General features: G+C 31.5%; 24 protein-coding genes. 14 read left to right on the top strand and 10 right to left on the bottom strand.

What is annotated here, in order from left to right:
* Positions 1-111: 111 nt before the first annotated feature.
* The 3 genes from HMPREF2930_RS01845 to HMPREF2930_RS01835 all read right to left on the bottom strand — a co-directional run bounded on the left by HMPREF2930_RS01845 (position 112) and on the right by HMPREF2930_RS01835 (position 3,143).
* On the bottom strand, positions 112-1,059 hold the full coding sequence (locus HMPREF2930_RS01845) for a ketopantoate reductase family protein (RefSeq protein ID WP_017174712.1): 948 nt from the start codon (positions 1,057-1,059) through the stop codon (positions 112-114).
* A 273-nt stretch (positions 1,060-1,332) separates the two neighbouring features.
* On the bottom strand, positions 1,333-2,418 hold the full coding sequence (locus HMPREF2930_RS01840) for an ABC transporter permease (RefSeq protein ID WP_017174713.1): 1,086 nt from the start codon (positions 2,416-2,418) through the stop codon (positions 1,333-1,335).
* Complete coding sequence (locus HMPREF2930_RS01835; protein ID WP_017174714.1) at positions 2,415-3,143, bottom strand: ABC transporter ATP-binding protein; 729 nt, start codon at positions 3,141-3,143, stop codon at positions 2,415-2,417. Before HMPREF2930_RS01835 ends, HMPREF2930_RS01840 begins: the two co-directional genes overlap by 4 nt.
* A gap of 148 nt (positions 3,144-3,291) precedes the next feature.
* Between HMPREF2930_RS01835 and HMPREF2930_RS01830 the strand changes: the two genes are divergently transcribed.
* A complete protein-coding gene (locus HMPREF2930_RS01830; protein WP_017174715.1) occupies positions 3,292-3,534 on the top strand; it encodes a TetR/AcrR family transcriptional regulator in 243 nt (80 codons plus the stop codon).
* Between the two features lie 9 nt (positions 3,535-3,543).
* Here the strand turns inward: HMPREF2930_RS01830 and HMPREF2930_RS01825 are convergent, their stop codons facing one another.
* Together HMPREF2930_RS01825 and HMPREF2930_RS01820 are read right to left on the bottom strand one after the other, a co-directional pair.
* Positions 3,544-3,744, bottom strand: coding sequence for a cold-shock protein (locus HMPREF2930_RS01825; RefSeq protein ID WP_017174716.1), 201 nt, complete (start codon positions 3,742-3,744; stop codon positions 3,544-3,546).
* Positions 3,745-4,047: 303 nt separating this feature from the next.
* The gene (locus tag HMPREF2930_RS01820; protein ID WP_017174717.1) at positions 4,048-5,454 is read right to left on the bottom strand and encodes a glycosyltransferase family 2 protein; all 1,407 of its coding nucleotides are present in this window, start codon (positions 5,452-5,454) and stop codon (positions 4,048-4,050) included.
* 417 nt (positions 5,455-5,871) lie between these two features.
* Between HMPREF2930_RS01820 and HMPREF2930_RS01815 the strand changes: the two genes are divergently transcribed.
* Positions 5,872-7,233, top strand: a complete 1,362-nt coding sequence (locus tag HMPREF2930_RS01815; RefSeq protein ID WP_037541663.1) for an SLC45 family MFS transporter — start codon at positions 5,872-5,874, stop codon at positions 7,231-7,233.
* A 286-nt stretch (positions 7,234-7,519) separates the two neighbouring features.
* Complete coding sequence (locus HMPREF2930_RS01810; protein WP_037541664.1) at positions 7,520-8,719, top strand: GTP-binding protein; 1,200 nt, start codon at positions 7,520-7,522, stop codon at positions 8,717-8,719.
* Positions 8,720-9,040: 321 nt separating this feature from the next.
* Here the strand turns inward: HMPREF2930_RS01810 and HMPREF2930_RS01805 are convergent, their stop codons facing one another.
* On the bottom strand, positions 9,041-9,373 hold the full coding sequence (locus HMPREF2930_RS01805) for a magnetosome magnetite crystal formation protein family (protein ID WP_017174720.1): 333 nt from the start codon (positions 9,371-9,373) through the stop codon (positions 9,041-9,043).
* 191 nt (positions 9,374-9,564) lie between these two features.
* Between HMPREF2930_RS01805 and HMPREF2930_RS01800 the strand changes: the two genes are divergently transcribed.
* The 4 genes from HMPREF2930_RS01800 (at position 9,565) to HMPREF2930_RS01785 (ending at position 12,088) form a co-directional block, all read left to right on the top strand.
* Complete coding sequence (locus HMPREF2930_RS01800; protein ID WP_017174721.1) at positions 9,565-10,029, top strand: hypothetical protein; 465 nt, start codon at positions 9,565-9,567, stop codon at positions 10,027-10,029.
* A gap of 85 nt (positions 10,030-10,114) precedes the next feature.
* A complete protein-coding gene (locus tag HMPREF2930_RS01795; protein ID WP_017174722.1) occupies positions 10,115-10,627 on the top strand; it encodes a universal stress protein in 513 nt (170 codons plus the stop codon).
* 196 nt (positions 10,628-10,823) lie between these two features.
* Entirely contained in the window at positions 10,824-11,693 is an 870-nt protein-coding gene (locus HMPREF2930_RS01790) for a mechanosensitive ion channel family protein (RefSeq protein ID WP_093514785.1), read from the top strand.
* Between the two features lie 194 nt (positions 11,694-11,887).
* Positions 11,888-12,088: a hypothetical protein gene (locus HMPREF2930_RS01785; protein WP_017174724.1), complete on the top strand. Its 201-nt coding sequence runs from the start codon at positions 11,888-11,890 to the stop codon at positions 12,086-12,088.
* 60 nt (positions 12,089-12,148) lie between these two features.
* Here the strand turns inward: HMPREF2930_RS01785 and arsC are convergent, their stop codons facing one another.
* The 3 genes from arsC to HMPREF2930_RS11500 form a co-directional block, all read right to left on the bottom strand.
* Positions 12,149-12,547 (bottom strand): arsenate reductase (thioredoxin), encoded by a 399-nt coding sequence (gene arsC, locus HMPREF2930_RS01780; protein ID WP_017174725.1) that lies wholly within the window; start codon positions 12,545-12,547, stop codon positions 12,149-12,151.
* A gap of 39 nt (positions 12,548-12,586) precedes the next feature.
* Positions 12,587-14,134, bottom strand: coding sequence for an SLC13 family permease (locus HMPREF2930_RS01775; protein ID WP_017174726.1), 1,548 nt, complete (start codon positions 14,132-14,134; stop codon positions 12,587-12,589).
* A gap of 186 nt (positions 14,135-14,320) precedes the next feature.
* On the bottom strand, positions 14,321-14,461 hold the full coding sequence (locus HMPREF2930_RS11500) for a hypothetical protein (RefSeq protein WP_153801330.1): 141 nt from the start codon (positions 14,459-14,461) through the stop codon (positions 14,321-14,323).
* 226 nt (positions 14,462-14,687) lie between these two features.
* Between HMPREF2930_RS11500 and HMPREF2930_RS01770 the strand changes: the two genes are divergently transcribed.
* The 6 genes from HMPREF2930_RS01770 (at position 14,688) to HMPREF2930_RS01745 (ending at position 22,348) form a co-directional block, all read left to right on the top strand.
* On the top strand, positions 14,688-15,680 hold the full coding sequence (locus HMPREF2930_RS01770; protein WP_017174727.1) for a metal ABC transporter solute-binding protein, Zn/Mn family: 993 nt from the start codon (positions 14,688-14,690) through the stop codon (positions 15,678-15,680).
* Between the two features lie 185 nt (positions 15,681-15,865).
* Positions 15,866-16,090, top strand: coding sequence for a hypothetical protein (locus tag HMPREF2930_RS01765; RefSeq protein ID WP_002449204.1), 225 nt, complete (start codon positions 15,866-15,868; stop codon positions 16,088-16,090).
* Positions 16,091-16,304: 214 nt separating this feature from the next.
* Positions 16,305-17,663: a branched-chain amino acid transport system II carrier protein gene (gene brnQ, locus HMPREF2930_RS01760; RefSeq protein ID WP_017174728.1), complete on the top strand. Its 1,359-nt coding sequence runs from the start codon at positions 16,305-16,307 to the stop codon at positions 17,661-17,663.
* A gap of 136 nt (positions 17,664-17,799) precedes the next feature.
* On the top strand, positions 17,800-19,920 hold the full coding sequence (locus tag HMPREF2930_RS01755) for an AAA family ATPase (RefSeq protein ID WP_037541667.1): 2,121 nt from the start codon (positions 17,800-17,802) through the stop codon (positions 19,918-19,920).
* The gene (gene mcrC / locus HMPREF2930_RS01750) at positions 19,917-20,951 is read left to right on the top strand and encodes a 5-methylcytosine-specific restriction endonuclease system specificity protein McrC (RefSeq protein WP_017174729.1); all 1,035 of its coding nucleotides are present in this window, start codon (positions 19,917-19,919) and stop codon (positions 20,949-20,951) included. The genes HMPREF2930_RS01755 and mcrC overlap by 4 nt, the downstream gene beginning before the upstream one ends.
* Positions 20,952-21,046: 95 nt before the next feature.
* The gene (locus HMPREF2930_RS01745) at positions 21,047-22,348 is read left to right on the top strand and encodes an NtaA/DmoA family FMN-dependent monooxygenase (protein WP_017174730.1); all 1,302 of its coding nucleotides are present in this window, start codon (positions 21,047-21,049) and stop codon (positions 22,346-22,348) included.
* A gap of 79 nt (positions 22,349-22,427) precedes the next feature.
* Here HMPREF2930_RS01745 and HMPREF2930_RS01740 read toward each other — a convergent pair whose 3' ends face one another.
* On the bottom strand, positions 22,428-23,804 hold the full coding sequence (locus tag HMPREF2930_RS01740; RefSeq protein ID WP_017174731.1) for an amino acid permease: 1,377 nt from the start codon (positions 23,802-23,804) through the stop codon (positions 22,428-22,430).
* A gap of 307 nt (positions 23,805-24,111) precedes the next feature.
* Between HMPREF2930_RS01740 and HMPREF2930_RS01735 the strand changes: the two genes are divergently transcribed.
* A complete protein-coding gene (locus tag HMPREF2930_RS01735) occupies positions 24,112-24,732 on the top strand; it encodes a nitroreductase family protein (protein ID WP_017174732.1) in 621 nt (206 codons plus the stop codon).
* The last annotated feature ends 37 nt before the right edge of the window (positions 24,733-24,769 follow it).

The following is a 24,769-nucleotide window of genomic DNA, read 5'->3' as shown; positions in this document are numbered from 1 at the left end:
ACTTATCTAGATACTTTATGTCCCGGACTCTTATACAATCATAAAAATGTATCAAAAGAGTAAACAATTTTTCAATCATTTACCAAAGTGATCTAGTTCGTTTCATATTACTTAATATTCATTTATATTTAACTTCATTTCTAATTGATGAATGAGATGAGTAATCAGTTCATTATTAGGAGTTTCGATACCTAATGATTTACCATAGTCCACAATTTGACCATTTAAGTAATCTATTTCAGTTAAACGACCATGATTATAATCTTGATGCATTGAAGGATAGTGTAAACCTTGTGCATGATCAGGATAAGCTGCTTCAATTTTCGAGATTAAGTCGTTAATATGAATATCTACATTTTTAGCATGTGCTACGTCGACAATTTCTTCAATGATTGGGCGTATCATTGCTCTAGAATGATCATAAGCGCCCAATTCACCAATTGTTTTATCTAATATCGTGCACAATGGATTTAAAACACTGTTAAGCGTAGCTTTAGACCATATCGCTTTAAATACATCATTACTGATAGTGGCATTTAAATGGGCTTGATTTAAGATATCTGCAATTTCTTGAGTACGTGGGTCTTTTTTACCATCAGCACGTTGAAAGTCAATTGAACCTTCACCTTCTAATAGCAATTGACCTGGACCACGTAATCCAGCTGTCCACATTGTTACGGCTAAGAAAATTTGTGATTTTGGAACAAATTGTGATAGACGTTCGTCATGGCCTAAACCATTCATCATACATAAGATGGCAGTATCCTCGCTAATTGCTCCCTGCTCTTTTAAAATTTGCATCATTTGTTCAGATTGCATTGATTTTGTTAAAAGTACAATAATATCATAGGTTTGATTGACCTCTTCAGGGAATGTGGCATGCATTTCAACAGTATAAGTATCATGTTCAGTTTGAACTTCTACTCCTTTTTCATTTATTCGATGAACATGATCTTTCCAGTAATCTATTAATGTAACATCTTGTCCACTTTGTTTTAGGTAAGTACCAATACGGCTTCCCATTGCACCCGCACCAGCAATTGCAATTTTATTAGCCATACTTAACACTCCTTATTTTCTTTATATAGTATGTATTTTCACACAGACAATTTTTTTAAACTTTTTTTACCTCGTGTTCATTTATTTTGGAATACAAATATGCATCAAGTAAAAATGTATGTTCTATTAAATCAATAGTGATAAGGATAATTTTCAGATCATTACGTGTATAGTTTATTGAAAGAAGAATATAAATGTAATAAAAATAAATCCTGATACTTAGTTTCATTTAAGTACGTTAGTATCAGGATTATAATTAACACGAAAGTTATATTAGACTTTTCGATATCGTTTTAAACCAATCATATTCATCGTAGTAAATATGATAATGAAAACAAATAGTATTAATACATCAAACCATATATTAGACCATCCTTGACCCTTAATCATAATGTTTGTTAAGGCGTGACCAGCGTATCTTAGTGGGAATAAGTATCCTATGTTACTTAACCACGGTGACATATTTTCTAGTGGGAAAATTCCAGAAAAGAATACCTGTGGAATAGCAACAATAGGTATGAATTGCACCATTTGAAATTCTGAATTTGCAAATGTTGAAATGAAAATTCCCATTACTAATGCTGCAATAGCTAATAAAATATTAATAAGTATAACGTAAGTAAGACTGCCTGCTAAATTGATATTTAATAAGTATATTGAGAAAAATACAATAATTAAAGTTTGAATAATAGCAAAAACCCCATATCCAATTAAGTAACCAAAAACAATGTCACTTCTTTTAATTGGTGTCGCAAGTACACGTTCTAATGTTCCAGTTGTACGCTCTCTTAAAAGTGCTATGCCTGAGATAAGAAAAACAAATAAAAAGACAAAGAAACTCATAAGAATAGGGAACATTTTATCGAAATAATTACTATGTTCATCACCATATAAATAGGTATTCTCTAATTGGATATCTTTAGCGTCTTTATTTTTAGCAGACTGTGGTAAAGACACCATTACTTTTTTTATATCATTCATTTTATCTTTTTGAATGGACTGATGAAGGAGTTGTTTAATCGAAGCGGATTTACTTGGATCTTCATTAGTGTACGTAACATGTATGGTTTGATTATTTTGATAAATAAAAGCATCTAAATGATGATGTTCAATTTTAGATTTAATATGTTGATTAGATGGAAAATCCTTAAATTTAACATCGTCACTTTTAATACCCTCTGTAATTTGAGTGGATACTGAGTGGTCAACACCAATAGTTAATGTTGTATCTTCATCTGAATTGAAAATAAAATACATTAATGTAAGGACTAATAAAGGCGCTAAAAACATAAGTGCGAGTGTACGTTTATCTTTTAATAATTCAATGATGACGCGTTGAATCATTGCTAAAAGTTTCATTGATTTTTAACCTCCTCAGCTTTAATAAAGACCTCTTCTATTGTTTCAACATTGAATTTTTGTTTTAATTCATTTGGTGTACCTATGGCGAAGAGTCGACCCTCTACAATGAGGCCGATTTTATCACAACGTTCAGCTTCATCCATGACATGTGTTGTAACGATAACCGTTTTACCTTGTTTAGTTAGAGACTTTAACTGATTCCATATTTGTTGTCTTAATTTAGGGTCAATACCTACTGTAGGTTCATCTAATATAATGAGACTTGGGTTAGATAAGAGTGTAATGGCTAATGATAATCGACGTTGCATACCGCCTGAAAATGTATTAACCGTCTTATTTAGTGCATTCTCTAAATTAACTAGCTCCATATTGTGGTTAATGCTTTTTATTAACTGTTTACCTTTTATTCCCGCTAGATGGCCAAAAAAGATAAGATTCTCTTTAGCAGATAATGACTCATAGAGTGCAGTATTCTGTCCCATATAACCAATACGGCTTAACACTTGACGGTTAGGCATACGCTGTCCAAATATTTCTGTAGAACCCGAATTCAATTTTTCCATACCAAGTAAACACTTGATTGTCGTGGTTTTACCAGACCCACTTGGTCCTATGAGACCGAGTAATTCTCCTTCTTGAATATTTAAGCTAATATGATCTAATACGTTATGTTTATCGTACTGCTTTACTGCATCAGTTAATTTTGCAATCGTTTGTGCCATATGATGTTTCCTCCTTATTTGAATTTGACACTGTGTTTAATTACTGTATAGTCAATATAAGTTAATTTTCTAAGTTAGAGTGTATTAATTAAAAATAATCAGACACAACAATGATAAGTGTTCAATATTGTTTAGGAGAAATCAGTAAATGAATGAAAACATTGTAGATAAACGTGTATATAAAACATTAACTAAAATTGAAAACGGTATGATTCGACTATTAGAAGATAAACCTTATAAAGATATAAACGTCAAAGATATTTGTCGAGAAAGTGGTATTAGTAGAGGGACTTTTTATCAACATTATACAAATAAAGATGATTTTTTATATCAATATCAAAAAGAAATGATAAAAAAAGCACAAGCACGTATACATACATGCTTGTGCTAAAATTTATGTTTAAACAGGGACAACATTTGTTGCTTGTTCGCCACGTTGACCTTCAGTGATGTCAAACTCTACTTTTTGACCTTCTTCTAAAGTTTTATATCCATCAGTAGCGATACCTGAGAAGTGAACAAACACATCGTCACCGTCTTCTCTTTCGATAAATCCAAACCCTTTTTCTGCGTTAAACCATTTAACTGTACCGTTATTCATATAGAATACCTCCAAGTGCTTTTGCACATCATATTTGTAACAAATTCATAAATTAAAAGAGAATATTCTATAAAAATATACTACAATCCAAAATACGAGCTTTTATTACGTGAAACCAACTATACACCTTTTGAATGAATAAGTACAGCATTATTTTGAAATTTAGCATAATTTCTTTTGGAATTATAAAAATACATAGATAACAAGACTAAGATTTATAATTTATTAAGATCGTTATTTTACATATATCGAATAAATATATGTAAAATGAATGCTACGGTGGCGAAACATCTAAGATTTTAATTACTTTTTAATATATCCTAAATTGCCACCAACAGTTTCATAAAAATCAAAACGCATGCCTGATTTGATAACTGAGCCATTTAAATCTTTATCTAAAACTGTAAGAGCTAATTTTCCATCAGGTAAATTCTTTGTTGTAAATTGAACAGTATATTCTTCAGATTTAAAACGATGTTTCTTAATATCTAATACGATGAATTGAGTTGGATCTTTTCGATGTTTTACTTCTAGATACTTTAACTCAGAGTTTTTAGAAAGTATTTTTAAGAACACCTTATCATTCTCTTGAGAGATTTTTAGTAATGTAGGATGCATTCTTTTTTTGTAATGTGTTCCTTTAAACGAATAGTAATATATATCGTTTTTCTCATGAAGCGGCTTATCATCTTTTTTAAGATAGAATTTAACAAAACTGATAATGTCTTCTTTATTCCCCTCACGTATTAGTTTGATGGCTTGTCGGTTTAAATCATCATCTGCATAGTCTAAAGCATCGAAATGTTCATCTACCATATGAATGATATTTTGAAAAATAGGAAGTAACTCATTTATGTTTTTAATAAAGCCTTTTTTATAGAATTTAGCTTCTAAAACATCTTTATTAATAATACGATATAGTAAATTAGGCATTAATTTATTATTTTTATATTTACTCATTAAGTGACGATAGGCTTCACCTTGCCATTTCATACGATTAATATGTGTTGATTTTTCTGATTTTACTAAAGAAATATTATCGTCGTAACGGTTAGCACAATAAACCACATCTTGTGTTGTACTAATACGTTTAGTATTGAAAAAGACTTCTGCGAAAAATTGTAAATCTTCTCCAAAAATCATTTCTGGAAATTGAATATGATTCTTTTTAATGACGCTAGCTTTAATCATACGACCAGCAGGTGCTAAATGATAAAATGATTTTCTAAAGTGTTTTAAATCTACTTTATTATATGCAATTTTAGATAGAGCAACGCCACTTCTAGCTATGCGATCACTATGCACATATTTTGTTAAGCCTGTAGCATAGTCTGTCTTGTTTGTTTTTAAAAGTGTATATAACTTTTCTAGAGCATCTTCAGGTAACCAATCATCACCGTCTATAAACATGATGTACTTTCCCTTACTTAAATCAATAGATAAATTTCGTGGTTTCGCAGGTGTACCCGAATTTTGATCTAATTGAATAAATTTGTAATTAGAAAAACTGTCTATTTTTTTAGAAACAATATCAACGGTTTGGTCAGTAGAACAGTCATCCACCACGATTAATTCAAAATCTCTCATATCCATCGATTGTTTTAAGACACTATCTAATGTTTTATTAATAAATTTTTCTTTGTTATACGTACTAATTAATACACTTACTTTAGGCCTATGATTGATTTCTTTACTCTTTATAACCTTCATTTTTATACTCCTTTAATTAGTAATCTTTTTGATAATCTAATGTATTTTAAAAAGTAGTTAAAATACAAATAATAATCTAATTATATTTAATATAATCAATTTTTTCTATCGTTATTTATTGTAATAATCTAATTATAGATTATGTTATATATTTTGTTTTTAAGTATTAATATATCTATTATCATCACAATAATCTTTAATTATCTATAAAAATACCTAAATTAGGTAATTATGATATATATGAGATTAGAAAATAAAATGAACTCTGATTTATTTATAGGAAATGCGAGCGTTCTCAAAGAAACTCAAAAATGTTATAATTACAGTTGAAAACGATTCCAACAAATTGTTATTTGATATAGCTATTTAATTATTGAATTAAATGACTATATCAAGTAATAAATAGGAGAGATAGAAATGAAAGATACAGATCAAATACATACTAAAAATACTGAAGAACAAGGTATTACGCTACCCTATTTAAAAAAAGCAGTTATTTTTTCTATTACATTTGGTTTCTTCGGAGTAAACATGGCATTTGCACTTCAATCAGCAATGATGGGAAGAATATTTCAAACGCTCGGCGCCGATCCTAATAATTTAGGTTGGTTTTTTATTTTGCCGCCATTAGCAGGAATGATTGTACAACCACTTATTGGATACTATTCTGATAGAACTTGGACTAGATTTGGACGTCGGATGCCGTATCTTTTAATTGCTGGTCCCATTGGAGCGATCGTATTAGTCCTACTACCTAATGCAGGTTCGTTTGGATTTGGATATGCATCACTTATGGCGTTGTCATTTGGTGCAATCATGACGTTACTTATGGATTTGACGTCAAATGCGTGTATGCAGCCCTATAAAATGATTATTGGAGATATGGTAAACGAAAAACAAAGAGATATGGCCTGGTCATGGCAACAAATCTTCTCAAATTTAGGTGGTATTATTGCTACACTATTACCATTTTTACTAACAATTATGGGAATGAGTAATGTAGCGCCTAAAGGGGAAGTACCGATGACAGTAAAAATAGCTTATTATATTGCAGCAGCGGTATTACTCATTGCTTCTATTTGGACGGTTCTTTCCGTTAAAGAATATGAACCTAAAACATATAACTATTATCACGGCATTTCAGATGACAATAGGAATGAGAAATTAAATTTATGGCAACTGTTAAAAACTGCGCCTAAACAATTTTGGCAAATTAGTGTAGTTCAATTTTTTAACTGGTTTGCATTAATGTATCTCTGGACGTATTCAACAGGTGCAATAGCAAAAAATGTATGGAATGCGACAGACCCTTCTTCAGCAGGATATCAAGCAGCAGGGAACTGGTATGGTGTGTTATACTGTATACAATTTTTAAGTTCAGTTATTTTTGGTTTTGTCATTGCAAAATCTAAACCCTCTCAAAGAAAATTTTGGTATAGTTTTGGATTAATTTTTGGTGGGTTAGGTCTTATTTCAATGTTCTTTATTCATAACCAATGGTTACTCATTATTTCATTTATATTTATTGGTATTAATAACTTAACGATGAATACTCAACCATTTACACTATTAACCGAAGCAATTGATGGAGAAAATTCAGGTGCTTATCTAGGTTTATTTAATACAAGTATTTGTCTACCACAAATTGTCGCTTCTGTAGTAAGCTTTGCACTTTTCCCACTATTAGGAAGTTCAATGCCTGCGATGTTATTATTTGCAGGAATCATGATGCTTCTGGGTGCAATCTCAGTTAAATTTATTAACGCAAAATTTGAATGAAATACTAAAAAATTTATTTATAATGTGTAAGAGCGAAAAATAATTTTTCGCTCTTTTTTTATAAAAAACTATCAGCAATGTTTCATAAACAATATAATGATGTCATTAAAAGTGTAATACCTTTAAGGAATATCAAACCTTGAAGTATAGGTGAGGACATACGCGGTAAATCACTCGCCATAGAAAAGTTATATCATACATCATTCATTTAATTCATATTGACAATCTTAAATATCCCTGTACAATTTAAAACGTAATAGTTACGATTTAAAAAGGAGAGATACAAATGAGTAAGATACCTGTAACTGTATTAAGTGGTTATTTAGGCTCAGGGAAGACAACGTTACTAAACCATATTTTAAATCATCGAGAAGGTCGTCGTATTGCAGTCATTGTAAATGATATGAGTGAGGTCAATATTGATAAAGATTTAGTTGCTGATGGTGGTGGAATGTCTAGAACAGATGAAAAATTAGTTGAACTATCTAATGGATGTATTTGTTGCACGTTACGTGACGATTTATTAAAAGAAGTTGAACGACTTGTACATAAAGGCAATATTGATTATATCGTTATTGAATCTACAGGCATTTCTGAACCAGTACCTGTAGCGCAAACGTTCTCGTATATCGATGAAGCGATGGGAATAGATCTCACTTCGATTTGTCGTTTAGATACGATGGTTACGGTCGTTGATGCGAATCGATTTGTTAATGATATTCATTCAGAAGATTTACTTGTAGATCGTAATCAAGGGGCGGATGTGACAGATGAACGTTCAATTGCGGATTTATTAATAGACCAAGTTGAATTCTGTGATGTACTTGTATTGAATAAAACAGATTTAGTTACAAATGAAGCGCTAGATAAATTAGAACATATACTTAGAACATTACAACCAGATGCAAAAATAATTAAAACAACGCAGTCTCAAGTAGATATTAATGATGTCTTAGATACAGGACGATTTGATTTTGAAAAATCTAGCAATTCTGCAGGATGGATTAAGGAGCTAACAGAAGGCGGCCATGAGGCACATACACCGGAAACTGAAGAATATGGTATGAGTTCGTTTGTCTATTCAAGACGATTACCGTTTCACGCGAAACGTTTCAATGATTGGTTAGAACAAATGCCTCAAAACATTGTTCGTTCAAAAGGTATTGTATGGCTTGCGCAATATAACGAGGTTGCGTGTTTACTGTCACAAGCAGGATCGTCATGTAATATCAGCCCAGTTACATATTGGGTTGCATCAATGCCTAAAGAAAAACGTGAAGAGATACTTGCTCAACGTCGTGACGTAGCGGAAAGCTGGGATATTGAATATGGGGATAGAAAGACACAATTTGTCATTATTGGTACCGACTTAGATCAAGAAAAAATCGAAAAAAAACTCGATGAATGCCTGCTAAATAGTAGCGAAATGAATTCTGATTGGTATCAACTTGAAGATCCTTATCATTGGAAAATAAGAAAACCTTAAGAAATAATGGATATTAAACAAGTTATGATGATAAAAATATTGATTACAACTTTCATATAAACATCATACAACTTTTCGTAATATAGTATTGCAAGCGCAATCTAATACTAAAACGACCAAACCTTATTATAATTACAGTAGACAATCATAATGGAATAAAAGTATATATATAATTCTCACAAACAACATTATAGTATTGCTTTTTATACTGAAAACGATAAAGTTTAAAATATTTGATTGGTCATTTTTTAGTTTCATACAACAAGAGATTAATAAAATTAAAGAGGAAACGACGAGATTATCGTCACTTCCTCTTTTTTTTTATGGCATCATTAATTTAATACCTCTAATGATATTTTTTAAAAATAGCACAAGTGCCCATATAAAGAAAAGAACTGCGATGAGGATTGCAATGATCCAACCGATACCGCGTTCACTATTTACAAAAGCCGGGGAAATAGATAGGGTTACTAATCCTAATACCACCATAACCCAACTCATGATGTGATTGAATAACGCATTTCTAGCATGGGTCGAAGCTGGTGGTTGTGCGACGATCCATACAATAAGTGGAAATAATACTGGTGCAAAGAAGACACTTAAATAGCTAATGCCTCCTAAAATATCATTTTCTCTATAGTTTTCATTTGGCATATCATGATCACCTCAATTCTATAAAAACATATAATAAAATAAATAGTAAGTAAGATATTCTAAAATTACAACACTGTAAGTTAGTATAAGGTTGATGTTGAAAATAGTTAATTAAATATTTTGATGAATATAGCATATAAATGTATTAAATTGTACAATATTAATATATTAACTTTTAAAAGGTGGATATGATGCGGGAATTTTTAAATCTGTTAGGGGCATTACTAACAATGATCATTACATTTAGCATTTCAATTTTATTTAGTTTCTTAATACCTTTAATGGTCGAAGGAAATATTTTAAACATGGGGAAATTAAATCATCCGACATTTATTATGTTGTGGATTATTTTTAGTGTTATATTCAATATTATTATTCTTATTTTAGCTTTTTCAATGATTCAGTTTAGTAGTGACTTTGTAAATAAAATGAAATTAATGGCGATGTTAACTTTTTTTGTAATTATTAGTTATGCAAGCTTTAGTCATATAGATATGCAAGCTTTAACTGATCATTTAACATTAACGAGTTCTAAACATACCCGAGAGTTATCAATCAAACTTTTACCATTTGTTTTAACGATATCATTAGGATGTTATAGCGCTATTTTATCCTACTTACAGTATCAAATTGATAGCGAAGAACGTATGATATAAATTTTGAAAGCGCTTTACATATTAATACTAATTTTTTTGAAATAGTGCTAAAATAAAGATGAGAACAGATAAGGGGGAGATTAAAATGTTATCATACAAAAACATTTTAATTGCAGTTGATGGATCAAACGAAGCAGAATGGGCCTTTAATAAAGCCGTTGATGTAGCAAAACGTAATGATGCAAAGCTAACGATTGTGCATGTGATTGATACAAGAACATATACCGCTTATGAAGTGTACGCATCTCAATTCGATCCGTCTAAAGAGTATTCTGAGAAATTACTTGAAGGCTATAAAGAACTCGCTGTTAAAGAAGGCGTGACAAATGTAGAAACACGACTTGAACTTGGCCCACCAAAATTACTCATTCCTAAAAATTTAGCAAATGAATTGAATGTTGATTTAATTATGTGTGGTGCTTCAGGCTTAAATGCAGTCGAACGTTTTATGATTGGTTCAGTATCAGAAGCAATTGTACGTCATGCGCCATGTGATGTATTAGTCGTACGTACTGAAGAAATTCCAGAAGACTTTGAATCAAAAGTAGCAACTCCAGAATTTAGAAGACGATATTTTGAAAGTTCAGACCATAAATAATAATGATTTAATATATGACTTCATTCTCACGAAGTAGTGAGGATGAAGTTTTTTATGGGAAGTATAAATCAAGTGATGATTTTAGATAAAATATAAAATATGGTATCATTTTTATTTAAGTGTCGTGTTCTAAATAATGGCGCACAATCATTTAAAAATATAAGTATAAAAGGAGAATCATATCAACGTGAATCAAATGAAACAACTGTTTATTAAATTTGTTGAACCATTAACGAAGATAGAGTTTTATCAAAATTTACTAGCCAATATTTTAATTATTATTGCCTATATCTTATTAGGTATGATTGTTATTGCAATTTCTAGAAAAGTAGTAACAAAATTTTTTAAAGTCAATGAGAAGAAGAAGACACGTTATAAAATTAAAAGAAGTGAGACACTTTCAACACTTGTTCAAAATTTAATTAGTTATGTTGTTTGGTTTATTGTTCTTACATCGGTTCTCTCTCGTTTTGGAATTAGCGTCTCAGCTATTTTAGCTGGAGCCGGTGTCGTTGGTTTAGCCGTTGGTTTTGGTGCCCAGACTGTTGTAAAAGATATCATTACCGGCTTTTTTGTTATTTTTGAGGGACAATTCGATGTCAGCGATTATGTTCAAATTAATTCATCAGGTGTAACGATTGCAGAAGGAACCGTACAAACCATAGGATTACGATCTACTCGTATTCAATCTGATACTGGAGAAGTGTATACCTTACCTAATGGCACAATTAGTGAAATTGTAAATTATTCTAAGACAGATGTATCACCCCTTATTGCAATTCCAATTTCTCCAAATGAAGATTATGACGTTATTGAAAAAGAATTAAAAGCATTCTTACCAACATTAAAAGATAAATACGATATGTTCGTTGCGGCACCTGATCTACTCGGTTTAGATAGTATTGATGGTAATGAAATGGTAATTAAATTATTAGCTCATGTTAAACCGGGCATGCATTTCCCAGGCCAACGTTTATTAAGAAAAGAAATCATAAGTTACTTTAATGATGTAGGAATTCATACGCCTAAACCAACACTTGTGAAATTAGAAGATGAAGAAAAATAAACAAATGCTTATCATCATAGGTGTTTAAAATTTTTCCATAAGTTCTTTATAACAACTTTTAATGACCAAAAATTCATTTAATTATCATCATATAAACGGATAAATAATTAATAATTTCTAATTATTTAAGATTTGCCTACATTACACTTTGGGTGTAATATCAAACTGTAATAAATAGAAAGGGATGATAAGTAATGTGGGTGAAAGACTTTTATTATGATGGTAATGAGTACATCAATAAAACTGTATGGGAGTACATGTGTAAAGATAATGTGACGTTTGATAAAGCCATTGAGGTGCTTAATTTAAATTATAAAGATGCAGTTGCGAATGAGAGGGACATTCCAAATTTAGACATCGAGAGAAAAAGTATTGTAACAAGTGACTTTTGGTAAGCAATGGCTATATCAATAAACAGCAGTTTCTACGTCAAATACGTAGAAACTGCTGTTTTATTATGTTCTATATTTAAATTGTTCAATCGCATTTTTAATGTCATCTCGAACACGTTGGAATTCTGACCAATTTTTTCCGGCTGGGTCATCGAAGCTCCAATGTTCTTTTTTAACACCTGATGGAATAGTAGGACAATGTGCATCAGCATGACTGCATAATGTTACTACTAAGTCTGACTGTTTTAAAATCGTATCATCAATTAAATCAGAGGTATGATTGGAAATGTCGATACCCACTTCTTTCATGGCTTCAACTGCCTTAGGATTAACACCATGTGTTTCAATGCCTCCTGAATATACATTCCATTCATCACCTAAAATTACTTTTCCAAAACCCTCAGCCATTTGGCTACGACAAGAATTCCCTGTACAAATAAAATAAATGGTCTTTTTGGTCATGATAAACCTCTCTATCTATAAAATTAATCTGACTTTATTCTACACTAAACCTAACCATTTCCAATACGTTAAGCTAAATAAAATCACAAGAATATAACCTATAATAGTGAGGGGGATACCTGATTTTAAGAAATCTTTAACAGTAAATGTATCCGTACCATAGGCCAACATATTTTGTGGTGCACTCACTGGTAATAAGAATCCAAAGCTAATCACAAATTGTTGTATTAAAACGAAACCGATAGAATGATCGCCTAAACCTAATGTTGAAGTTAATGAAATAAATACTGGGATCAATGCAGATGATAAGCTTGTTGCACTCGCAAAGCCTAAATGAATTAAAATATTGAATAATGTAATGAGTGCAATCGTTGCGATAATTGGTAACCCTTTTAGGCCCATTAATCCAAATGTTTTATCACTGAGCCATTGAGCAGCGCCTGTTTTAAGTAAAACGTTACCAAGTGAGATGCCTACACCAAAGACGATAATTGTTCCCCATGGAATTTTCTTTTCAACGCCTTTCCAAGTAATCACACCGATTTTAGGCATTAACATCATACCTAATGCAATTAGAGTGACACTTGCTGAATCGATAGGGTGAAGTACTTTTTCGGTAGACCAAAAGATCAGTAATAAGATAGAAATGACAATGAGTCGCCATTCTCTAGCACTCATTGGGCCTAGTTCGTTTAAGTCATGTTTAATCAATTCTTTACCACCTTCAATGGCATCTCGTTCAGGTGGCATCACTTTCATCATAATGAAATATAAGGCAATAGACATCAGTATAGACCATGGTGCGGCGTATAAAAACCATTCACCCCAAGACACGTTATAGCCTAAGTTTTGATTAATGAAATTGATAGCGACGATATTTTGTGCAGCCGCAGTTTTGATACCGATATTCCAAATCGATACAGCTTGTACGGATGTAATAATAAGAAGTGATGCTAGTTTACTATCTTTACTCACTTTAAAGGCTGCAATCATTCCAAGTAAAATGGGTATGACAGCACCGGCACGAGCCGTAGCAGAAGGTACAAAAAAGGCTAATACAATTGATACTAAAATTGCACCGATAACAATATTTTTTGTTTTATTTCCTACAATTGAAAGGACATAAAGTGCTAGTCGTTTATGAAGATTGGTTTCTTGCATGGCAACTGCTAAGAATAAAGCGGCGGTCACAAGTGCCACTGCAGAAGTAGAAAAGCCACTAAATGCGAGACTCAGAGCATTGTTTGTGCCTAATAATTCGCTTCCCTTCAGAATGGCGTTTCCACTTTTAGGATGACCAAGTTGTTCTGAGAGATGTTGAACAGGACTAAAGCCAAGTAATAATATAATAAGTCCTAAAATTAAAGTAGCTGAAACTGGATAAGATACTGCTTCAGTAACCCACATGATTACAGCAAAAGCAAGAATGGCAAGTGCTGCTTTAGCCATGACCGGTAAGCTACTTGAAGTAGGTAATAATAAAATCATTACTAATACGATAAAACTAATCACAATCCATAATGGTTTATATCCTTTATTAGATGTTTCTTTTTTAGATTGATTAGTGATTTGATTCCCCTTTGTCATTATCATCGTCCCCCTTAAAATAGTTACACTATTATTTTAACAAGAAAGCGCTTTATTTTAGGAGTTATATTTTAAAATACACAAAATTTTCAAAAAACTATTAATTAAAGCTAATAAACATAGAAATATTGAGATGAAAAGGAACGAAACAATGAATTTAATGGGAATTCTGTTTCACTCTGTTACTTATATATTAAAGTTGTCCGAAATCATTTTTCTTAATATTGTTAACTTAACAGTTGGTTCTTTAGGTTCAGTAATATGGATATGTTGATCATTTTTAATTTTATTTATAGCAATACATTCTCCACTCATTGTTTCAGGCATTACTTTACTTTTGCTATTAAATGTTTCAATAATGCCTTATTTATCTAGAAGAAATTTTTTCATAATAAAAATCCTTTTATAACTTTCGGTCCTTTTTCTGACTGTAGTAAAACAACAATTATATATAATTATTTAATCATTTTCATTTTTTTAAATCGTCCATTGACAATTTCGATATGAAATGCGATTATTAAAACGTAATAATTACGATTTAGGAGAGAAGAAAATGATTAAGAAAAGTTTAATGTTAGTCTTCATCAGTATTTTAACGTTGTCACTTGTAGCTTGTGGAACATCCAATAGTGGTAGTGATAAAGATAAAAAATCAGAGAACAATGAAAAGCTTGAGGTAAAAACGACAGTATATCCACTGAAATCTTTTGCTCAACAAATTGGTGGTAAATACGTCCATGTTGAATCAGTCTATCCGAATGGAATGGATCCACATACATATGAGCCGAGTCAAAAACAAATGGTCGATATTGGTAAATCAGATTTATTTGTATATACAGGGGATAATCTAGACCCAGTCGCTAAAAAAATTGCAAATGCGGTGAATGATAAAAATAAAACATTATCATTAGAATCATCTTTAAATAAAGCCGATTTGTTAAAAGGCGAAGAGGATGAACATGAACACGGTGAACACGAAGAACATGGCGAGCACGAAGAACATGAGCATCATCATGGTAAATATGATCCTCATGTTTGGTTAGATCCTGTATTAAGTCAACAATTTGCGAAAGATATAAAAGATGAATTCGTTAAAAAAGATGCTAAACATAAAGATGACTATGAAAAGAATTATAAAAAATTAGTTAGTGATTTGAAGGATTTAGATAAAGATATGAAACGTGCTGTTAAAGGTCAAGAAGGTAAAACAGTATATATTTCACATGATTCTATTGGTTATTTAGCTGATCGCTATGGTTTTAAGCAAGAAGGAATCGAAAATATGAATGCTGAAGAACCAAGTCAAAAAGATCTTACAACTATTGTAAAACAAATTAAAGAGGATAAGGTAAACTATATCCTAGCTGAAGAAAATGTGTCGAATAAAGTTGCAGACACGGTTAGAAAAGAAACACATGCAAAAACAATTTCATTTTATAATATGGGTTCTCATACTAAACAACAAGATAATGACAGTAATACGTATCAATCATTTATGAAGAAAAATATTAAAGCTATTGAAAAAGCTTTAAAAAATGAATCTTAAAATTAAAGTATATTAAAGTAAAGAAGTAAGATATGAAGATCAAGTAAATTCTATCTTACTTCTTTTTTATAGGCTTCCTTTTTCAAAAAAAAGTGGTATATTAAATTTAAATAATATGTAGGGCATTATTTATTATTTTTATGAAGTAAGGGTTTATCACTAATAGATTGGAAGGAGACAGCGTCATGAATATTTATAGACTACGTTACCAACACCATAAAGACATTGTAGATGACAATATTTTAACGGTATTTGTATTGGCCAAAAATGAAGAAGATGTAAGGAAATTTGCGAAAACGGTAAATTACAAAGTTGAAGATGTTAAACATACAACATATGAAGCTTATGAAGAAGCTAAAGCAAAAGGTGAAACATATCGCCTTGAACATGCAGATACATATATTAGCTAAGTCTGTATAACTAAAAATTATATAATTAAGGATAAATATCGATGAGTATAAGGTTACACTTAAAACTTCTTTTTGCATAAAAAATGAATGTAATCATGCAAAGAGAAGTTTTTTTATATATTATTATCTAACTTTTTTAAAAATTCTAAAGAAATTGATTTTAAAAAAATGTATAATATCTATTATGACTTTAAGAGGGAAACGAGGAAAGACAATGAAACAGAAACTTACATTTAAAGAGAATCTCTTTATTGGGTCGATGCTTTTTGGTTTGTTCTTTGGAGCAGGAAACTTAATTTTTCCACTTCATCTAGGGCAAATGGCAGGCGCAAACGTATTACTTGCGAATTTAGGATTTTTAATTACAGCAATCGGTTTACCATTTTTAGGAATTATTGCGATTGGTATTTCTAAGACGAATGGTGTATTTGCAATTTCTTCACGCGTAAGTAAAATTTATGCATACATATTTACGATTGGTCTTTATCTTGTTATTGGACCCTTCTTTGCTTTACCAAGACTTGCAACAACATCATATGAAATTGCTTTTTCACCATTTGTTTCTCCAAGCAGTGGAAAATGGATTTTACCTGTCTTTAGTATGTTGTTCTTTATCGTAGCTTGGTTTTTTGCACGTAAACCCTCTAAAATCTTAGACTATATTGGCAAGTTCTTAAATCCAGTCTTTTTGATTTTATTAGGTATCGTGGTCGTACTTGCATTGATTCACCCAATGGGCAGTATAAGTCATGCACCAATAAGTCCTGACTACAATAAGAGTGTATTATTAAAAGGTTTTATCGATGGGTATAATACATTGGATGCACTGGCATCACTAGCATTTGGCATCATTATTGTAACGACTATTAAAAAATTAGGTATTACAAATCCTAATGATATTGCTAAAGAAACAGTGAAATCGGGGGCCATTAGCATTATTGGCATGGGTGTCATCTATACACTTCTTGCAGTAATGGGAACAATGAGTCTTGGAGAATTTAAAGTAAGTGAAAATGGGGGCATTGCCCTTGCACAAATTGCCCAACATTATTTAGGTGATTTCGGAATTATTGTTTTATCACTTATTATTATTGTGGCGTGTTTAAAAACGGCAATTGGTTTAATTACAGCTTTTTCAGAAACATTTACAGAACTATTTCCTAAAACGAACTACATTGTATTAGCCACTATGGTTAGTGTATTGGCGTTTATATTTGCGAATGTCGGATTAACAAAAATTATTATGTACTCATTACCCGTATTAATGTTTATTTATCCATTAGCCATTACACTGATTTTACTAACCTTAGTAAGTCATTTATTTAATAATTCGCCAATTGTGTACCGCTTTACTACATTATTTACAGTGATTGCTGCATTTTTTGATGGTATTAAAGCGAGTCCAGAACCTTTTGTGAAAACGAACTTCGCACAATCATTAATCGGTTTTGCTGAGAATTATTTACCATTCTTTGATATTGGTATGGGATGGATTGTCCCAGCATTAATTGGATTTATTATCGGACTTATTGTCTATAAAGTTCGTGGCAACAAACATGAAGTTCAAGCATAATTAAGCCATTTATTATAAGCTATAAGTAGTTGAAATCATACGATCTTATAGCTTATTTTTTATATATTTAAAGGTATAAATATATTTATAAAATGCATTAAAATGAAGATAATAATGATTTTGAGGAGAAATAAAGATGGACTATAAAATAGATAAAACATGGGCAATCTTTTATAAAGCCTTAGCGCATAAATTGTTAGAATATCAAAATTGTCGTGATCAATTGATTGAGAAAATACGAGAACTTTATATTAACACTCAAATCCATATGCCTAAATTAGAAATTAATAATGAAATTATAGATATGGATCCATTTACTGTGTTTGGATTATTTAATAAGAGTTCTATGACTAAAAAAAATAGAATTAAAATTATAGAAGAAATGGCCAAACTATTTGATGTGAAAGCAGATATACCACGAAATTTTGATGGTATTCCGACAGTGATGAATTTACGTGCTACATTTTATAATTTTAAGAATGATCGTGAAGCACAAGACATTGAAAATTTATGGTCGTTGTTTGAAATTGCTTTATTGTATTCATCAGATAAAAGCGAAGATAATGAAAATAACTTTAAGAGAAAATTTAATCAAGTGATGGCTCAGCCTGGAATCGGTATGGGTAAGTTAACCAGTGGATTATTTTGGATTGATTCTGACACATTTGCCAATTTAGATTCTCGGGCGATTTGGTATATTTTTGAAGAAAGCGAGATAAGTACAAAGTATATCAATTTTGAGGTTAACTTAAAAAAATCATTAACTGCAACAACGTATTTAATGATGATTGAAAAATTAAAATTATTTCTAAAAGATGATAACTATTTGAATGATTTTATTGATTTAAGTTATGAAGCATGGCGTAAATCAAAGGAAATCAAGCAAAGCTCAAAAGTAAAAGATATCGATGCAGATAAGGATTTAGAAGTCGTGAATTATTGGATTTATTCTCCCAAACCACAAGATGTTGATTTCGCTTCTTTTATTGAGAATGGGGAAATGTCTATTGGATATAACGAGTTAGAAGATTTCTCGAACTATGCATCTAAAGAAGAGATTAATCAAAAATTACAACAATTGAACCATAATCAGCATCATTATATTCATACGGTTAATGCCATATGGGAATTTAGTAAAGAAATGAAGCGTGGGGATATTGTTTATGTGAAAAAAGGACAGACTGATATTGTAGGATGGGGTGTTGTTTCATCAAATCATCAATATAAAAATCATAAAAATATCATTCAGCTTGTTTGGAAGGAGAAAGGAAACTGGAAGATTCCAAGCAAAACATTAAATAAGACGCTCACTAAAATTACGCCATATAGTGAAACGATTCGGAAATTTAATGAGTTATTTTCAGTTGAACATTCTGATGGATTGGTTGCTACACAAACGACTTATCCCGTTTATACAGCAGAACAATTCTTAGACGACGTATTTATGAATGAAGAAGACTATGACACGCTTGTACAATTAATTAGAAGAAAAAAGAATGTCATCTTACAAGGACCACCAGGTGTAGGTAAAACATATGCAGCTAAACGATTGGCTTATTCAATGATGGGTGTTAAAGATAAAGAACGTGTGAAACTTGTACAATTCCATCAAAGCTATGCATATGAAGATTTTGTAATGGGATATCGTCCTACTGAAACTGGCTTTGAATTGCGTACCGGTGCATTTTACAATTTCTGTAAGCAAGCAGAAGAAGATAGTGAGAAAGACTATTTCTTTATTATCGATGAAATTAATCGTGGCAATTTAAGTAAGATATTTGGTGAATTGTTTATGTTAATTGAAAACGATAAGAGGGGAATGGAAATAGAATTACTTTATGCAGATGAGAAATTCTGTGTTCCAGATAATGTTTATATTATTGGTATGATGAATACAGCAGATCGAAGTTTAGCCATTCTTGATTATGCACTACGACGTCGATTTGCATTCTTTGATATGAAACCTGCCTTTGAAACCATACAGTTTAAACAATATCAAGAAAATTTAAAAAATCCACAATTTGAAGCATTAATTGACGCCATCGAAGCATTGAATGTCGACATTCGAGAAGATGATATGTTAGGTGAGGGGTTCGTCATTGGTCATAGTTATTTTAGCAATATAGTTAATATCACAGAATCTGAATTATCTAATATTATTGAATTCGAAATTATTCCATTATTAAAAGAATATTGGTTTGACGATTCTTCAAAAGTGGATATTTGGAAGGTACGTTTAAGGGATGCGATTCAATGATTAACATTCATAATATTTATTATATGTTGTCTTATGCGTTTACAGTTTTGAATAAGAAAGGCTATCAACATATAGCAACAGAATCATTTAATAATGTGGCAGATTTGTATAGTGCACTTCTCATTAAAGGCGTATCGAGTCAATTAAAATATGGTCTTCAACATGACTATTTAGAACACAACGACTCGCTTAATGTGATACGAGGAAAGATTAATGTCACAGCATCCATAAAACAAGGAACGATGATGCATAAACGGTTAAATTGCACGTATGATGAATTTTCAATTAATACGTATATGAATCAAATTCTAAAAACAACAATGCTTAATGTTCTAAAATTAGATATTTCGCGCACACGTAAAAAAGCGTTAAAACGACTGCTGATATATTTTAAACACGTAGATATATTAGATTATCGACATATTGATTGGCAGTTACGATTTGATCGTCATCACGAAACATATCGTATGTTAATGGCTATTTGTTACCTTGTTACACAAGGACGAATTCAGTCAGAAAGAAGCGGTTCAAGAGAAACAATGATGTTCGAAGATGAACAACAGATGGCGCGTTTATATGAACGGTTTGTTAGGGCTTATTATAAAAAGGAATTTCCACAGTTAAAAGTCACCGCGTCTCATATTCCATGGGCCATTGATGATGATCATCGTCACATGTTACCGACAATGAGAAGTGATGTCATGCTCACTTATGGCAAACAATGCTTAATCATTGATACGAAGTATTATACGTCCACGTTACAACAATATTTTGATACAAGAACGATTCATTCTGGAAATTTATATCAAATATTTGCGTATGTAAAAAATGAAGCACTTCATTTAAAACCTAAGCAGATAAATGTTGCGGGGATGTTACTGTATGCGAAAACGGATGAACAACTTGTACCTGATAATACGTTTCAGATGAGTGGCAATACGATTAGTGTCAAAACATTGGATTTAAATCAAGATTTTATTCATATTGCTAAACAACTGGATAATATTGTATATAATTATTTTAAGATATAAAATAGTTAGTAGATATTGTAAAATTTCAACAATCCATATATGATATATGTAAATTAAAATGACAATTTTGACTTATAACAAAGGGGTTAATGACAATGAAACACATGCATTTATCTGTTTTAGCTTATAGTACAGGTCTACATCCTGCCTCTTGGAGACTACCACATTCATATGTTGAAGAAGTTGGAGATATTAATTTTCAAATTAAGTTAGCGAAATTAGCCGAAAAAGGTAAACTGGATGCTTTCTTTCTAGGAGACGGTCAATATATTTCTGGAGAAGAAACGGGACATATTTCTTATTATTTTGAACCACTAACGGCACTTGCTGCCATTTCACGTGAAACACATTCAATTGGCTTGATAGGTACCATTTCTTCTTCTTTTTATGAACCTTATCTTGCAGCACGTATGCTTTCAAGTTTACATCAAATATCTCATGGGCGTATTGGGGCAAATATTGTAACATCTCAATTTGATTTAGAAGCACAAAACTATTCGATGCAAGCTTTACCACATCTTGAAAAACGATATGAACGAGCAGATGAATTTATCAATGTAATGAAAAAATTATGGGAGTCATTTACTGTAGAGGCTATCGTTAATCACAAAGACTCAGGGATTGGCTTAAATCATCAGTATATTCATCCACTTCATTATCAAGGAAAGTATTTTCAAGTTGCCGGAGCTATTAACATTCCAACACCAAAATATGGTCGACCACGTTTATTTCAAGCAGGAACTTCCATTCCAGGGCGTGATTTAGCAGTACGACACGTGGATGCTATTTTTTCAATTGCATGGAATTTACAAGATGGCCAACAATTCAGACAAGACATTCATCAACGTGCCATGGAAGCAAATCGTCAACCACCTCTTGTATTACCAGGTCTCACCGTTTATGTTGATGAGAATGAAGAGGATGCTTATAAACTTAAGCAACAATTAGATGATATGATTCCACTTGAAAAACGCAAAAAACAATTATCTAAAGCCATTGGTCTAGATATAAGTGAATGGAAACTAGATGAAGTCGTACCATCATTACCACCTTATGATGCGTTAGAGAAAAAAGTTGTAAAATCTGTGTATGAAGCTGTACAGCGTGCTGTTATGACCGAACACCTTACCTTACGCGATGTATTAGATCGATTTGGTACTTGGGTAGGACATAAAACGATAGTGGGAACACCGGAACAAGTAGCGGATGAAATGATTGAATGGTTTGAAAAAGAAGCGTGCGATGGTTTTATGTTAATGTCACCAACATATCCAAATGCATTTGAAAAATTTATCGATTTAGTCATTCCAGTTCTTCAAGCGCGTGGCGTGTTTAGAAAAGAATATGAAAGCCATATGTTAAAAGATCATTTAAATATAAATACAGAGAAGCTATAATTAAGCTTCTCTTTTATTTAATAGATATCATGAAAAAAGACTTCCTCCATTAGGGGGGAAGTCTAAAATGTTCTTTATATTATTCCATTTTAACTTTCGCTTTGTCTGATTCTTTTTTATATTTTTGATACATAATCCAAAGAATAATTGCCCATACGGGTATAAATAATACTCCAATTCTAGTTGAACTGTTAATTAATAAGATAATAAAGATAAATGCGAAGAAAGCTAAAATCACAAATGCCATATATTTTCCGCCAGGCATTTTGAATTTACTATCTTTATGTAATTCTGGATTGCGTTTGACGTAATTTAGATAGGCAATCATGATCAGTGTCCAAATTAAAATATTCAATACTGTTGAAAATATCGTAATTTGAACGAACACTTTTGTTGCATCTTTAAATACTGCATTTAAAATAACTGAAATACTTAATAAGCCACATGTGACTAAAATAGCATAGTGGGGTACACCATGTTTATTTGTTTTATGCAAGAATGGTGGACCTTGTTTACGACCTGCTAAACCGTACATTGTACGACTATTTGCGAAAATACCACTATTACATGATGAAGCAGCTGCTGTTAAAACGACAAAGTTAATAATACCGGCAGCAAATGGAATACCAATTAATCCGAATAATTTAACATATGGACTGTCTGCTGGGTTTAGTTTATCCCAAGGTACTACAGACATGATCACTGCTAATGAGCCAATATAGAAAATTAAAATACGCGCAGGTACATTGTTAATTGCTTGAGGAATCGTTTTGTGTGGGTTTTTAGTTTCTCCAGCTGTAATTCCAATTAACTCAATACCAATAAATGAAAAGATAGCCATTTGGAAAGCCATCAAGAACCCTTGAATACCATTCGGGAAAAATCCACCTCTAGACCAAAGGTTCGTTACGCTTGCTTGCCCATAAGAGGTTTTCATTCCAAGCACAATCATCACAATACCAACAATGATTAAGGCTACAATTGTTATCACTTTAATAATTGACAGCCAGAATTCTAACTCTCCAAATAGCTTTGCACTGAATAAGTTCAAAGCGACTAATACTAAGATAGTAAATGCCGCTGTTAGCCAGTTTGGTACTGTTGGATACCAATATGAAACATATTTAGCAACTGCTGTCACTTCTGCCATGCCTGAAATAATCCAAGTTAACCAATACGTCCATCCGACCATAAATCCAGCAATTGGTCCAATATAATGATGGGCAATATCCCCAAATGATTTGAATCCTAAATTTGATAAGAGGATTTCTCCCATTGCTCTCATAAACATAAATAATACAAAACCGACAATAACATAAGTCAATAAAATAGACGGTCCGGCTAAATGTACAGATTCACCTGATCCAAGGAACAGTCCTGTGCCAATTGCGCCACCAATAGCGATAAGTTGAATATGTCTATTACTCAATTCTCTTTGCAGTTTATCTTCTGCCATAATTTTCTTCCCTTTCCTGAGTAACCTTATGACTGAAACTTTATGACTGAATCCAATACCCTTTGTTATAACATAAATAATTTTTTAAAACTTCAAATTATTTAATTTGTTAAGTTTAAGAATACCCTATTTAGTTAATATTAATCAAATAATAGTTTAATAGATAAGTGTTAATACATTATTAAATATAGTTAATAATGTATTAAATTGAGTATCTTTTTAAATCTATAAGCAAATTACTTCTCTTTATTTTCAATTTATTTAATAATCTAAGTTACGTAATTAAAATATGAAAGTAGGGAAATGAATGAACGATTTTAACGAAATATTAGAAAGTAGAAAATCTGTTAAAGGATTTGATCCAAATTATAAAATTCCACATGACGAAATGAATGAAATCATTAGCAAGGCAACAAAAGCACCTTCATCAGTGAATATGCAGCCATGGCGTTTTGTTGTTGTAGAAAGTGATGAAGCGAAAGCAAAATTACGCCCGTTAATTCGATTTAATACATCACAAAATGATACATCTTCAGCGATGATTGTTATTTTTGGTGATTTACAATGTTATGAGGAAGGCGAATTCATCTATAACAAAGCAGTTGAAGAAGGACATATGCCTCAAGAAGTAAAAGACCAAATATTACCTTTTGTAATGGATACTTACAAAAATAGTTCACGTGAAGTTATGAGTGACATCGTAAAAGTGGATAGTAGTTTAGCTGCGATGCAATTAATGTTAGTTGCAAAACAATATGGCTATGATACGAACCCTATCGGTGGTTTTGAGCATGACAAAATTGGCGAAGCATTCGGATATGATTTAGAACGTTACGTTCCAGTGTTAATCGTTGCGATTGGTAAGAAAGAAAAAGAACCTCATACATCATATAGAATGCCAGTTGATAAGGTAGTAGATTATCAATAATTAAAGTTTAATATAAAATATCAAAAAATATATTTCC

It is taken from the genome of Staphylococcus sp. HMSC068C09, from assembly GCF_001813735.1.
Taxonomy (GTDB): Bacteria; Bacillota; Bacilli; order Staphylococcales; family Staphylococcaceae; genus Staphylococcus; species Staphylococcus hominis.
The sequence above is the reverse complement of the archived record's forward strand: the minus strand, read 5'-3'. Positions and strand labels throughout refer to the sequence as shown.